Genomic DNA, 14258 nt, shown 5'->3' with positions numbered 1-14258 from the left:
TATTCGCTTTGATATTAATTAAAAATATTTATTCTGGCGCAGCTCGAACATCCTATCGACATGCCGCTAACGCTTAGTCCGGTAACATGCGATTGATGCTCCCAGTAAACCCACATATCATGGGCGCCACCAGTTGAGGTTAATTTTACGGTATAACTGTCGCTGTTTTCTGGTATCTGTCCGATTACCGTTCCGTTTGGAGAATTGGGCTGGATAAAGAAAACATAAGCACCGCCACTGGTATTATTTTCTAATCTTACATACACACCATCACTGGTTGAGTTGGTGGCCGTTACATTTACAGTAGCAAATTTTGCTTTTGTGGTTTTATGTTTAGCATTGGATATGGAAGTAAAACTTGAGTTTAGGATTACACATCCTATCATTGCTGTTAATATTAAAATTACTTTTTTCATGGTTCTGTAGATTTAATTTAAAATATATGATGGCTAAACATTTATATACAATTCAATATTATGGCTGAAACTGGAAATCTAATTTCTTTAAACCATTTTGAACATCTTTATTTCCCATAAATAACTTCCATAGCAGACCTGAACGATAATTTTCGATCATTACGACCATTGGGCCCTGATCAATGCCCAGATATCTTTTAGGATACCAGTTATCTGTTTCTGAAAAGGCATCATAAAAACCGTATTTGCCCCAAACCTTATCGCCCAAATCCTCGTAAAGGTGTCTGATTACCTTCATCGATTCTTTTGGAGTATATGGGATTGAAGAAATAGCCGCGGTAGGGGAGATTACACCATAATCTTCCTGAAGGCTGTGGGCGGCATAACCTTTTACCGAGTAACTTGCTGTTAAACCCCAGCTATTTTCGCCATAACCTTTAAATTTCTTTGGATTGGCTACACAGTAATCGTGTATGGCCAGTGTTTGATTGACGTTGTTTTGCCAATAATCGGCATATCGGTCTTTTAATCCCTTAGGATTTAAACCTAAATATGAATAATGCGCCCAAAATAATGGACCCACAGAATTTTTTGCACCTTGATAATCTAATGGAATATGATGTCCATAAAGATCGAAATCTGCTTTAATTGCTCCTCCTCTTGCCCAACCTTCGTGATAAACTTCGGCGGGTATGGTATGAGTAGGGGAGGAAGCTGCCATTACGTACATGATTAAACATTCGTTATAGCCTTTTACCGGGAAGTTCATTTCCCAGTTATACTCTGGCGACCAATGCCAGTACAATACGTTTTGTCCGTTACGGAACCAATTAAAATCGATACCCTTCCATAGGTCATCGGCTTTTTTTGCTAATGCTTTTTCGGTTTCAGAACCATTTTTATAATATTCGTTGATACAGATTAAAGCCTGCGCAACAAATGAAGTCTCCACTAAATCACCTCCATTGTCTTTTTGCCCGAATGGACGTACTTTGCCTGTTTCACCATTTATCCAGTGCGACCATGCACCATGAAAACGATCGGCTTTGGATAGGAAATCCAATATTTTATTCAAACGGTCTAATCCTTCTTTTTTGGTTACATAGTTCCTGTCAATCCCACTCAAAATGGCCATTAAACCAAAACCTGTTGCACCTGTAGCTACTGTGTTTTTATCATTTTCCGGATAAACATTATCAACATGGAAACGCTCTCTGCTTGCACCTGATGTTGGTTCGGCACCATCCCAAAAGTATTGGAAGGTCTGTTTTTGAACGAGATCCAATAATTCAATATCGGAAAGGTTTTTTTTAATCGTTAAATCAGGAACATCAGTTGTGTTTTTGCTTTTATTACAAGCTGCAAAGAGCAAAAAAGGACACAAGATTGTTATCAGTAGGCAAGTAATTTTGCTTGGGATAATGTTTAGCATATTATTAGGGTAAGGAAGAAAAGGTTGCCAGCATTTGCTGACAACCTTTATCAAAAAAAATAATTTTAGTAACCAGGGTTTTGCGTTAACAAACCACCACTTAAATCAATTTCTGTTTGTGGAATTGGCCACACTTCATTTTTATTGGCTTTAAAGCCTTTAACACCAAAAACTTCAGCGCCTCTTCCTTGACGGATTACATCAAAAAGTCTGTCATTTTCTAAAGCTAATTCAACTTGTCTTTCTTTATAAATTGCAGCTCGAAGTGCTACTTTATCAGTAGTTGTAACATCAGGAAGAATACCTGTGGCCGTACCTCTTGCACGTGCACGAACTTTATTTAATGATGTTAGTGCAAGTGATGTATTATTAAGCTCATTAGCTGCTTCAGCATTCATTAATAAAATATCGGCAAATCTTAATACCCTGAAATTTTGCTGAGAACCTTGGTTACCCGAAACAAACATTCCAAAAGGAACATAAGATTTTTGATTGTAGCCTATGTTTATAATATTAGATTTGATATGATCTCCTTGTGGAGTTGTTTCTCCAGGAAATAGAATGGTTGCCTCTTTTCTTGGATCACCTGGCTCAAAAGCAGCAATTAGTTCTGCAGATGGAGTATTAAATCCCCAACCTCCAGCTGGCTCTCCAGCTACACCTTGCACCTGACTGTATTGAGAGTTTGATGCATCGTTATTTCCTGCAAGGAATTCACATTGAACCTCAAATAATGATTCAACATTATTCTCATTTTGGGTACGAAATCCTTTCTCAAAATCAGGGAAAAGTGAATAACCCATACCGATTACCTGATTGGTCAACGATAAAACATCATTCCACTTTTGTTGATACATGGCTACTTTAGCATGCATACCAATGGCTGCACCTTTTGTAGCCCTACCGATATCTGAAGCGCCATAGGATGCTGGTAATGCCGCTGCGGCTTCGTTTAAATCTTTTTCAATTTGCGCATAAACAGTTGCTTTATCTGCTCTAGGGATATTGTATTCGGATGCGTCAGCGGGGACTTTTAATCTTAAAGGAACACCGCCATAAGCCCTAACGAGTCTGAAATAAGAATAAGCCCTAACAAATTTTGCCTCAGCCAAATACCGGGTTTTTAAACTTTCATCCATTGAAATATTAGGGATGTTATCTAAAACCTGGTTACAAAGGTTTATATTTCTGTATTGACCTGTCCAGAAACTCTGTAAACTTCCTTCAGAAGAGGTAACGGTAAAGGTGTCATACAAGTCAAAAAATGGAGCATCTATTGGAGTACTACCTTTATCCGCTTCATCAGATCCTGTACTTTCGATGGCTAAAGCAGGAAAAGCCAGATTTTCCCAGGTACGTAAATTTGCATATATGGCATTTACGCCTTTGGTGGCATCTTCTTGTGTTTTCCAGAATTGTTGGGCGGCTTGCTGACCTTGTGGATCGACATCTAAAAAGCTTTTTTTACAAGATGATGCAAATATTAAAGTTGATAATACACCAACTGCACACCATTTTTGTAAACTTATATTTATATATGTTTTCATATTCAAATCAATTAAAAGGTTAAGTTTATACCGATGTTATAGGTAGCAAACATTGGATATACATTGAAATCTATACCTGCTTTTGTTGGTACACCTCCAACCTCTGGAGTAAAACCTTTATATCCAAACAAATTAACCGCATTCTGTGCATTAGCAAATACCCTTAATTTCTGCATTTTCCATTTAGATACTAGTGATTGAGGCAGGTTATAACCCAATTGAATATTTCTCAGTCTTATGTAAGCACCGCTTTCAACATAAAATGAATTGGTTTGGTTATTATTTCCACCGGCTAAACTTGTTGATGGATAAGTGTTGGTTGATCCAGGTCCTGTCCATCTGTTATCGTAAAAGTCTTTGGTATAGTTCTCGTTACCAAATCTGTTACCCAGGTTAGCATTAAATACATCTACATCTGCTACGCCTTGAATATCAAGCGTTAAATCGAAGTTTTTGTACGCGAAATTTGTATTTACACCATAGGTATATTTAGGATTAGGATTGCCTATAAATGTTTTATCCTTTTGATCAACAATTCCATCTCCATTTAAATCGGCATATCTAAAATCACCGGCTCTTGCACCAGGCATACCCGAAGCAGCTGCTTCTTGTGCAGTTTGGAGAATCCCAACTACCTGATAACCGAAGAAAGAACCGATCGGCATACCTACCACTGTTCTTGTTGGAACTACAGCATTGTTTAAACCATCGCCTCCTGCATCAATCGGATTTGAACCAGAAGTTACATTTAATACCTTATTGTTGTTAATACCAATGTTGCCACTAATTGAGTAGGTTAAACCACCAGAAGTTTTATCAGACCATGTGGCAGATAATTCAAAACCACGGTTTCTGAAATCGGCTTGATTGCCTAATAATACACTATTTGATGTGCCTAGCGAGCCTAAAATTGGAATGTTGAAAATAGCCTGTTCCGTTTTTCTGTTATAATAATCGGCTTCAACTGATAATCTATTGTTTAAAAAGCCCATCTCTAAGCCAATATCCGTTCCCGCACTACGCTCCCAGAAAAGTGCTGGAGGAACAATTGTAGTTACACTTGCACCTGTGTTGGCAATCCCGTTGTAAAAGGCAATTAAAGCTGCACTTTGGTTTACCGTTAAGGTTGTAGGGTTAATCGGAACACCTGCATTACCTACCTTACCCCAGCTACCACGTAATTTTAAGTTGCTAAAGATCTTTTGATCTTTCATGAAATCTTCGTTGCTTATTACCCAGCCGGCACCAACTGATGGAAAATATCCCCATAAATCACTACCACCGAAAAATTGTGAGGCTGCATCACCTCTTAAAGAAGCATTTAATAAATACTTGTTTTTGAAACCGTAGTTAATTCTACCGAAATAAGAAGTTGCCGTGTTTAATGAGCCTTTATCTTCAATGGTTCTACCTGCCGCATTGCCTAGGCTTAAATACAAATCTCCTTCTTTAGCAAAGGGTACATTTTGTGCTGTTCCAGTAATGGTATAAGATTTATAGCGCTGCGCAGTTTGTCCTGCTAAGATGGTTAAACTATGATCATTCCATTTGTTCTCATATGTTAAGGTATTTTCTAAAATCCAATTTCTAGTTTCTACTCTACCGATTGAAAGTGTACTTATATTACTGTTTTGTCCAGTAGTAGCAGTGTATTGTGGGGTATAGATTCTATTTTCTTCTTGTCCAAAATCACCACCAGCACTTGTTTTAAAGGTAAAATGCTTGGCAAATTTTAATTCTGCATAAACATTCCCGGTAACTCTATATTTTGAAGTGATGCTGTTATTAAAATCTATTGTAGCTTGAGGATTTACATTACTTCCATTACCAAGTTGAAAACTAGCTGGATCCCCATAACTACCGTCAGCATTAAATACAGGTACAACAGGAGAAGCTGTGTATAAAGCACGGTAAATTGATGCTGGAGCATTGTTTGATTTGCTTGAACTTCCGGTAACATTATATCCGACTTTTAAGTTTTTGGAAACCTGAAAGTCATTAGATAAACGGGCGGTATACCGTTTATAATTGTTATTTGTAATAATCCCATCCTGATTAACATAGCCTAATGAAAAGTTATAACTTGATTTTTCACTTGCACCATTAATAGAAACCTGATGGTTATTGATCATGGCGTTACGTAGAATCTGATCGTACCAATCTGTACCTTCGCCTAAATTTGTACTTGAAAACAATGGGTTAGCTGCTTTATTTATTGCGTAAGCTTCATTTACAGCTGTTGCATACTCGCTTGCATTGGTCATTTTAACCTGGTTAGTTACGCTTTGTAGACCAACTGTTCCATTGTAATTAACAGTTGCATTTCCATTTTTACCTTTAACTGTAGTAACCAATACAACACCATTAGCAGCTCTAACTCCATATATAGATTGACTTGAAGCATCTTTAAGGATGTTGATGCTCGCGATATCTGCAGGATTTAAAAAGGTAATGTCATCATACCAAACACCATCAACCACATATAATGGTCCGGTATTGCCATAAATAGTTCCTGTTCCACGAATCGTGATCTGCGGTGCAGAACCTGGAGTGGCGTTATTACTGATTGAAACCCCGGCAACTTTACCTTGCAAAGCACTAATTGGGTTGGTAGAAGGTTGCTTGTTGATATCTTCTCCTTTAACTGAAGCCACAGATCCGGTAACATCAATTTTTCTTTGTGTACCATAACCCACAACCACAACCTGCTCTAATTGTTGTGTTGATGATGCTAATGATACATTAATTGTTGTTTGATTGTTTACAGCCTGCTCAAGTGCTGTATAGCCTACAAAATTAAATACTAATGTGGCGTTGGCCGGCGCACTAAGGGAGTAACCGCCGTTCGCATCTGTTTGAGTGCCTGTTTGTGTGCCCTTAACTAATATAGTTACGCCAGGTAAAGGTGTTTTGTCACCCCCATCAATTACCTTACCTTTTATGGTAATGTTTTGCGCAAATGCTACGTTAATTGTTAGCAAACAAAGTGCAGCGAGAACAGAAAGTCTTGTAAAGATTCTTTTCATGCTTTATTATAAATTTAGTTTAATTGTTAGTTAAATGTGAGGTTGTTTTTGCTGATGTGCAAGTGTTTTTACCTCTACATTAATACATCATACAGGTTTGTGGGGTATCTCAATTCATTAAACCAAATGCGATTTTAGGCCAAAAACGCATTTTTTTTGGATTTTAACATAATATTAATATACACACAAGTGTACAATTAACACTAAGTATTTTGTGGGGTTTAAAAATTGCGTATGAGAGGTAATGATGTAGTGGTTATTTAATCATATAACGGGAAAAAGATTCAAAACCATTTTTTATGCAAACGTTCCCAAGGATAGTTATTGAATATTTTTGATTTTTAAAATCTGTTTCTTGATGTCATATTAAAGTTCCATCAGAAACTCGGTTAAGTTTTTATCATGAGGTACTTCGAGCTTTTTACGGAGACGATAACGGCGAATTTCTACCCCACGTAAACTGATGTTCAATAACGACGACATTTCTTTACTGCTCATGTTCATCCTAAGATAGGCGCATAGCTTTAAATCGTTTGGAACAAGATCAGGATGCTGTGCTTTTAATTTCTTGAAGAAACTTTCATGTGCCTCGTTAAAGCTATTTTCGAATAGATGCCAATCGCGCTCATCGTTCATGCCATCATTGATTACTTTCTGAATTTTTCGGGTTTGATCGTCAGAAAGTTTCTTGCCATTTTCATCCTTTAACTTAGTAATCTCGTCGCTCAGTTTTTGGAGCAGCTCATTTTTATAGACTAATGTCATGGCAGAATTGGCCAGTTCCCTGTTTTTTGAAGCCAGTTCGGCCTGAAGTTTTTCTGTTTGAAGTTTGATGATCTGTTTCTCACTAGTTTCTGCTTCCTGCCTTAATATTTCTTCCTGCTCAGCCTGCAGGCGCTCGCTTATTTTCTGACTATCCCTTTGCAGCTTCCTTTCGTAAATTTTCTTGCCCATAATCAATACGATCACAAAAAGGATGGCATAAAGCAGTATGGCCCAGTTATTCAGGTACCATGGGCGCAAAATGGTAAACTTATAAATGGTTTCTTCGCTCACCGTACTGTCATCTATCTTTGCCCTAACCTTGAAAACATAGTTTCCGGCACTTAAATTGGTGAAATCTTTTTGGGTGGCATAACTCCAGTCAGACCAGGTACGGGAGTAACCTTCAAGATAAATCTGGTATTTAACCTTAGCCTGTCTGTAATAGGGCAGTGCGTAAGAAATACGGATATTGTTACGGCTGTTCTGGATCTCAGTTGCTTCCTCACTGTTTCCGGCCTCGCTAATGAGCGAAAATTTATCGGTAATATCTTCTATACGCCTGATCAGAACGGCAGGAAGTTTTTGCTTCTGCATATTGAGCTGCGCAGTTGGATTATAAATCACAAAACCATCATCTACGCTAATCAGGTAAATAGAATTACTGATGCGGCTGATGTTTTCATAATATTGTACCATGCGGCCATCCAGAATACTGAATTGATTAGAATCGATCTCCACCTTGCCCGGTTCGCTAAAATTAACCAGTGCTGTTTTGCCGTGATTGATAAACCAATATTTTTTGCCGCCAGCATTGATAATTTTATTGGACGATTGAAATGAACCGAGTTCTTTATTCAGTGCGGCGTACTTGGTAAATTTATCGCTTAATTCATCATAAGTATAAAAGCCCGCATCAGAAGAAAAGACAATTTTGTTTTCTAAATTGAATATATTAATGTTGTAATTGCCAGGCAGACCATTCTTTTCGTCGAAATATTTAATACTGGTTGCGTTGCTGTAATTTTGACTTAAACTCAATTTGTATAAACCCTTATAGGCATGCGCTACCCAGATATCACCTTTATTATCTTGCTCTACATATCTCGATGGTGCATCAAATCCTGCAATTTTTGTTGCAAATTTTAATCCTGAACCCGGAGATTCTGTAAAGAGCGAAAGTCCGGTATAGGTACCTTGAACGAGGTAATTTGGGTTGGAGTTTAGCTTTTTGATTGTCCATCCGCCAGGAGATCTGGATAACCAGTTAATTTGATCACCATTCACTTTGAATGTACCGCTATTGTGCCCGCAAATCAGTTCATTATCAATAATGGTCAGTTCCCAAACTTGTCCCTGCGAATTTGGGATCAACCTAAAATTAAAGGGCAGGAGATTATCAGGCGACCACTCACTGTAAAATAAACCCTGATTGGTGCCAAGGTAAATTTTGTTGTTAAAAATAATGCTGGAGTATACCGTTCCAAACTGACCGGTTTTATCAAAATAGAAATATAGGGGAGAGTTGAGTTCTATCCTGTCGATTCCATTATCAAGCCCGGTCCAGAGGTTTTGTTCATTATCGGCGTATAAACTTAAAACCGTATTGTTTTGTAAACCGCTCGATTTGTTAATGCGTTGTACCACCCTTCCATTTTCATCGATAATAATTAATCCGTTGAGGATGGTGCCATAAGCAAAATATTTGCCGAGTAAACTTACTCCGTTATTGAGCTGATAGGTTTTTAAATAGCTGTTGGCTGAAGTATTTAAAGGCGCAAAATCTTTCCCGTCGTAAGTAAATAGGCCGTTTTTACTGGTGCCGATAATAAGACCATCAGTTTTATAGGGCAGGATGGACAGAATGCCCTCTTTACCCAGCTTTTCGCTATTCGGAATGTGGATTAATTTATTGCCAACCAGTTCGAATAAACCTTTTTCAAGCACTTCAATAAGATACTTATTACGTACTTTATGTAAAAACAAAAAAGAAGATGGCGATTTTACCACTTCGATTTTATTGTTTTTATAAATAAAGATTTTGGAGAAAGACTGAAAGATGACCCGGTCTTGATCTACATAAATTTTCCATACCTCGTCATTTATTTTAATGCCTTTTGGCAATAAATTGATGAGTGAGTTGTAGCCTAATTTATTGTTTTTAATCGCCCAGAAACCAAATTCACCAAAACTGCCTGTATAAATTCTTCCCTTGTTATCTGTCGCGACTGATCTTACAATCTGCCGGTTAGGCAACTGGTATTTCTGCCAGTAACGGCCATCGAAAGTTAACAATCCTTCCGCATTGCCGAAGTACATTACCCCATTTTTATCTTTTGCTATACTCCAGTTCTGGTTCCCTGATGAATAAACAGCTTTAGGATAATTTTCGATATAGGGTACACCAATGCTTTTAATTTCTGATGCATAGGCGCTTATAGTAAAACAGGAAAGCAGTAATAAAAAACGGAAATAGTTTAGCATAAAATGGTTACTCGATAAAGCCATTATTACGCAAAGTAAGTGAAAAATTGTTTAATATAGGAGAGAGTTAAATGATTGCCTGGGGTTGATGGTTTTTTAGTTCATGGTTGATAGCCAAATTGCTTAGGCCAATGGTTAAGTTTAGCTCGGGGTTTGATGGCCCTCTGAGGCTGATGGTTTTTTAGTTGATGGTTTGCCAAATTTTTTAGGCCAATGGCTAAGTTTAGCCCGAGGCTCCCTATAAGGTTGATGGTTTTTTAGTTCATGGTTAATAGCCAAATTGCTTAGGCAAGTTGTTCATGACTTAGCTGGAAATGCTTTGAGTGTGCTGAGTTTATAAAATGTGGCTATCTGACCATCAACCAAAAATAAATTACCTTTCTTAAAGAGAAGTTTTCAACTTCGAAATCATTTTACAAAGCTGCTCGTATTCCATGTATAACCTTTTAAATTCGGATTCCGTGATATAATTTCTTGATGAAGCCATAAAAAGACAACTCACGACCTCTAATCCAGATCGGACAGAATAGGTTAGAAATCTTTTGAACTCAGCTTTTGACTGGCCCATGCAGCCCTCAGCAATATTAAGGTTTACTGAATCTGCTGCTTTTTTAATTTGATTGGAGAGACTGAATAGCTCTATCCGTGGGAAGTTTTTAGCAATAATGTCTATTTCGTTTACTGAGATTTAATGAGATTTGCCAAACTTTTAGTTCTTCAAATTTGAAAGCCATATCATTGAATTTGAAATAAATATAATCATCTCCCTCAATATTATGGCTTATAATTATTTGAATTTTAGCTAAGTTTAATTACTCTTGGCTACAAAGCACGGGCCATGAACCAATAGTAAATATGGCTATAGGCTATCAACCATAAAACTATGGATCATTAACCGATAGAATAATTAACTATGGCTATAGGCTATCAACAATAAAACTATGAACCATTAACCGATTTTCACCGCTACCGGCTGCGGAACCTTCACATAATAACCTGTACCATCATAAGGACGTTTACGTGGGTTCGTAGTGCATGCTGTTGAGCAACAGCCCTGAAGTTCGTTACCGCATTCATCGCATTGGGTAATGTGCTCGTTACACTCAGGATTGGCACAGTTGATCATTTTTGGTGTGGTTTTGCCACAATTATAGCAAACCGAAACAATAGTAGGGTTTACTTCGTTTACGTCAACAGCGATACGGTTGTCGAAAACATAACATTTGCCTTCAAAATCCTTTCCACCAGCTTCTTTCCCGTACTTGATAATGCCACCATGCAATTGATAAACATCATTAAAGCCATGGTGTAAAAGCAAAGCCGAAGCTTTTTCGCATTTAATGCCTCCGGTACAATAAGTTAATATTTTTTTGTCTTTATATTGGGCAAGCTGGTTAATCTGCTCAGGGAAATCGCGGAAATTCTCAATATCCAACGTTACTGCATTCTTAAACTTACCAAGGTTATGCTCATAATTAGAACGCACATCAAGGATAATTACATCCTCATCATCTTTCATTTTCATGAAATCTACCGGCTCTAAATGTTTACCCGTTTGTTTGTTCGGATTAATAATCGAAGTATCCCTTAAACCAGAATGTACAATTTCCGATTTGTAACGGCAGTGCATCTTAAGGAAAGAAGGTTCCTCAACGTTATCGATTTTAAATTCAGTTTTGGCAAATCTTTCATCAGCATGTATAGCTTCCATATAGGCTTTACAGGCTTCAGCAGTTCCAGAAACGGTACCGTTTAAACCTTCGTCGGCAACGATAATACGCCCGACTAAATCTAACGATTTACAAAATTTAAGATGATCGGCAGCAAATTGTTCTGCCTCTGCTATGTAACTATAGCAATAGTAAAGTAGTGTCTGATATTTTTTCATAACGCTGTTGATACCGTTGCAAACGGCGTTTAAAGCGGTGCAAAGATAAGGGAATTATGTAAGATGTAAAAATGGAAAATGTAAGATGGATGTGTGTTGCCTGCCATCATCCATCTTACATCAAACATTTTCCATTCTAGAAACCGTAGGATATCCTAAATCCTTGCGTTAACTTGGTTGCGCCATCGTAAGCGAAGCCATAACTTGCCCGCAATACCAGACGTTGAATACCGAAATAGAATTCTTTGTAATTCCTTTTTTCAGGAGAAGATAAATAACCGCCACCGATAAATTCTTCAAGTTTTGCTTTACGCAACAATGGAATTTTATTCATAAAGAAACCCGCAAAATTATGCTCTAAATGGGCTTCAAAATATTGTTGGTTGGTACTGAACTGATAAAAATCTAAATATTGAAATTTCCTTAAATTGGGAGGGAAGATGGTGGAGATGTTACCTGCGAAATGTTTAAAATCAGGATAATACATGTGTTTGTTGTTCAGAAATTTGCCCACACCTGCCAAAAATGAAGTGTAACCCCATAATCCGAATCCGATCCTGTCCTGAGAAACCTCAAGCTTCACGAAATCGTAATCAACATCGCTGTTCAATACACCATTAAATCCTTTTTTATACAATAGCGTAATTTTAGGGAATTTTGATTCCGTGTAAAACTTACCATCCGGACGGGTAATGTATTTCTGTCCGAAAGTATAGGTTAAACTTGCTGTTGCGCTGAAAGCGTTATAGGTTGGGAAAAGCGGTGTGTCTTCCGTTGGCTTGAAAGGGTTGTTTGAAGTAAATTCACGGTCTTTCGCATCTATAAATTTAAAGGTTGAGTTATTGGTGAGGCTTTTATTCCGGTTGTAATCTACAGCCACACTTCCCTGCAGGCCAGAGGCCAGTTCGCGGGTGGTATTAATATTGATAAAACTTTTTTCGTAAAACTTGGCGAAGTTTTTCTCATAAAATAACGAGTTGATGGTGTTACCCAGCTGTGTCATTGAGCCTAAATTATTCAAATCAAAGATGCCGTTTCCGAAAGATGCACCTACACTTGCTCTCTTGAGCGGATTGTAGTAGTAACTTCCTGTTAAACTTCCGGTAAGTTTTTGGTTGGCAAAACCATACCGCAATTCAGGTCGAATAGAATAAGATCTTCTATTCTCAAAATCCTTTCTGTAGGTCACACCATATTTTATGGCAAATCCTTCTACAGTATTATAGAATATGGCTTTTAATACCGGGTCGAACTGCCAATATTCCTTATCATACCGGTCATTAATACTTACTCCCCTAAGCAAAAGCTTACCAATACCAAATTTATTATTCTCTCTTTCAAGAGAATCAAGATATTTTTTTGATTCTTTTAGCTTCGCGATACTGTCTTTTTTTACATAATTGATTTTTTCATCTTCCGTTAAAGGGATAGGCCTGTTATTTTTCCAGTAAACGGAATCTTTTTTGTTAACCATTTCAGTAACTTTTAAGATCTCTCCACTGAAAAAGTTTTTTGGGAATTTAGGATCCAGATTATAATTGCTATAAATTCCCACATAATAACCGGCTATTTTAAATCCCAGCACATTACCTGCAAATTGAAAATTAATAGCAGTAGGCATGTAAACTTCATTAACTTTGGTAAACTGTTGGCTGATGTTCAGTGTATCGATAAAGTTAATACCTGCGTTTTTGGTGAGGTATACATCTGTGTTGTAAATTCTCCAGCTATCGTCAATAATATAGATAATCCCCCTAAAAACAGGATCGTTTTCACGGCGGGGAATCACTTCTATTTTATGGATGATTTCTCCGTTTTCCTTGCTTTCGCCCAGTAATTTATATTTATAATAGAAGAGCGCATTGTCTGCAATTGGTGAAATATATCCTCTTGAACTTAATTTATTTTCGAGCAGGTAGTTATCGTAAAAATTGATGATCAGATCCGATGCCTTGTTAAAACTGAATGAGTTGTTCCTACCTGCAACTTTTGAGGAGATCATTTCTTCATGCACATCATTTGGCCGTCTGAAATTAAACTTACTCTGCGATTCTGACAGGTATATAATACCTTTCCGGTTGGTATCCAGCTCTAAAATTTTCTGTATATCCTGTCCGAAGAATTTTTTCGGTGCACCCTTTAACCGTTGTACCCCTTTTATGTAAACATCACAACTAAATGCTTTCACTTCATTTAAATGTACTTTTCGTTCTTTAATAGCCTTACGGATAATGGAGTAGGCAGGATCTTCGGCATTGGCCCTGATGTTAACATTTTCCAAAGTATAACTTTCTGCCGTTAGTGCTACATTAAGCACAAGATCTGCCGATGCATTCACAATATGCTCTTGCTGTTTGTAACCTACAGCTCTAAAACTTAAGGTATGCTCACCGCTTTTCAGCTTAATCGAATATTTTCCGTCAATATTTGCAGAGGTTCCCGAGGTAGTGCTTTTTAAATAAACCGATGCAAACGGAACAGGTTGTCCGTTCGTATCTTTAATAATACCAGTAACTGTAAAATGTTGTGCAAATACAAAATTGGTGAGGCCGCAAAAAAACAGGAGCGCGCAAATTCTTATCATACGTTAGATTAGTAAGCTATAAAGATCGAATAACTTTAACACTATACACACAGGTACATGTTAAAGTTTGTTAAGATCGAAAAAAAAATAATCTGGAAAGGCGGTTTTTAGAAATAAAT

General features: G+C 37.4%; 8 protein-coding genes. All 8 read right to left on the bottom strand.

Features of this window, described 5'->3' with window-relative positions:
• Positions 1-14: 14 nt before the first annotated feature.
• The gene (locus tag KYH19_RS14570) at positions 15-416 is read right to left on the bottom strand and encodes a hypothetical protein (RefSeq protein ID WP_219075644.1); all 402 of its coding nucleotides are present in this window, start codon (positions 414-416) and stop codon (positions 15-17) included.
• A 58-nt stretch (positions 417-474) separates the two neighbouring features.
• Complete coding sequence (locus KYH19_RS14565) at positions 475-1848, bottom strand: glucoamylase family protein (protein WP_219075643.1); 1374 nt, start codon at positions 1846-1848, stop codon at positions 475-477.
• Positions 1849-1913: 65 nt separating this feature from the next.
• The gene (locus KYH19_RS14560) at positions 1914-3395 is read right to left on the bottom strand and encodes a RagB/SusD family nutrient uptake outer membrane protein (RefSeq protein WP_132402587.1); all 1482 of its coding nucleotides are present in this window, start codon (positions 3393-3395) and stop codon (positions 1914-1916) included.
• An 11-nt stretch (positions 3396-3406) separates the two neighbouring features.
• Positions 3407-6421: a TonB-dependent receptor gene (locus KYH19_RS14555; protein WP_219075642.1), complete on the bottom strand. Its 3015-nt coding sequence runs from the start codon at positions 6419-6421 to the stop codon at positions 3407-3409.
• A gap of 366 nt (positions 6422-6787) precedes the next feature.
• Entirely contained in the window at positions 6788-9667 is a 2880-nt protein-coding gene (locus tag KYH19_RS14550) for a transcriptional regulator (protein WP_219075641.1), read from the bottom strand.
• Positions 9668-10049: 382 nt separating this feature from the next.
• Complete coding sequence (locus KYH19_RS14545; RefSeq protein WP_255562639.1) at positions 10050-10310, bottom strand: four helix bundle protein; 261 nt, start codon at positions 10308-10310, stop codon at positions 10050-10052.
• Positions 10311-10616: 306 nt separating this feature from the next.
• Complete coding sequence (locus KYH19_RS14540) at positions 10617-11555, bottom strand: rhodanese-related sulfurtransferase (RefSeq protein WP_219075640.1); 939 nt, start codon at positions 11553-11555, stop codon at positions 10617-10619.
• 136 nt (positions 11556-11691) lie between these two features.
• Positions 11692-14139 carry a DUF5686 and carboxypeptidase regulatory-like domain-containing protein gene (locus KYH19_RS14535; RefSeq protein WP_219075639.1) on the bottom strand — a complete coding sequence of 816 codons (2448 nt, stop codon included), beginning with the start codon at positions 14137-14139 and terminating at the stop codon, positions 11692-11694.
• Positions 14140-14258: the final 119 nt, after the last annotated feature.

Source organism: Pedobacter sp. D749 (genome assembly GCF_019317285.1).
In the GTDB taxonomy this organism is placed as follows: domain Bacteria; phylum Bacteroidota; class Bacteroidia; order Sphingobacteriales; family Sphingobacteriaceae; genus Pedobacter.
Note: the sequence above shows the minus strand (reverse complement) of the source record. Positions and strands in the feature narration are given on the sequence as shown.

Excerpts from the sequence above, each read along its gene's own strand:
- KYH19_RS14565 (WP_219075643.1), bottom strand. The coding sequence starts at position 1,848 with ATGCTAAACATTATCCCAAGCAAAATTACTTGCCTACTGATAACAATC.
- KYH19_RS14535 (WP_219075639.1), bottom strand. The coding sequence starts at position 14,139 with ATGATAAGAATTTGCGCGCTCCTGTTTTTTTGCGGCCTCACCAATTTT.
- KYH19_RS14560 (WP_132402587.1), bottom strand. The coding sequence starts at position 3,395 with ATGAAAACATATATAAATATAAGTTTACAAAAATGGTGTGCAGTTGGT.
- KYH19_RS14570 (WP_219075644.1), bottom strand. The coding sequence starts at position 416 with ATGAAAAAAGTAATTTTAATATTAACAGCAATGATAGGATGTGTAATC.
- KYH19_RS14540 (WP_219075640.1), bottom strand. The coding sequence starts at position 11,555 with ATGAAAAAATATCAGACACTACTTTACTATTGCTATAGTTACATAGCA.
- KYH19_RS14550 (WP_219075641.1), bottom strand. The coding sequence starts at position 9,667 with ATGCTAAACTATTTCCGTTTTTTATTACTGCTTTCCTGTTTTACTATA.
- KYH19_RS14555 (WP_219075642.1), bottom strand. The coding sequence starts at position 6,421 with ATGAAAAGAATCTTTACAAGACTTTCTGTTCTCGCTGCACTTTGTTTG.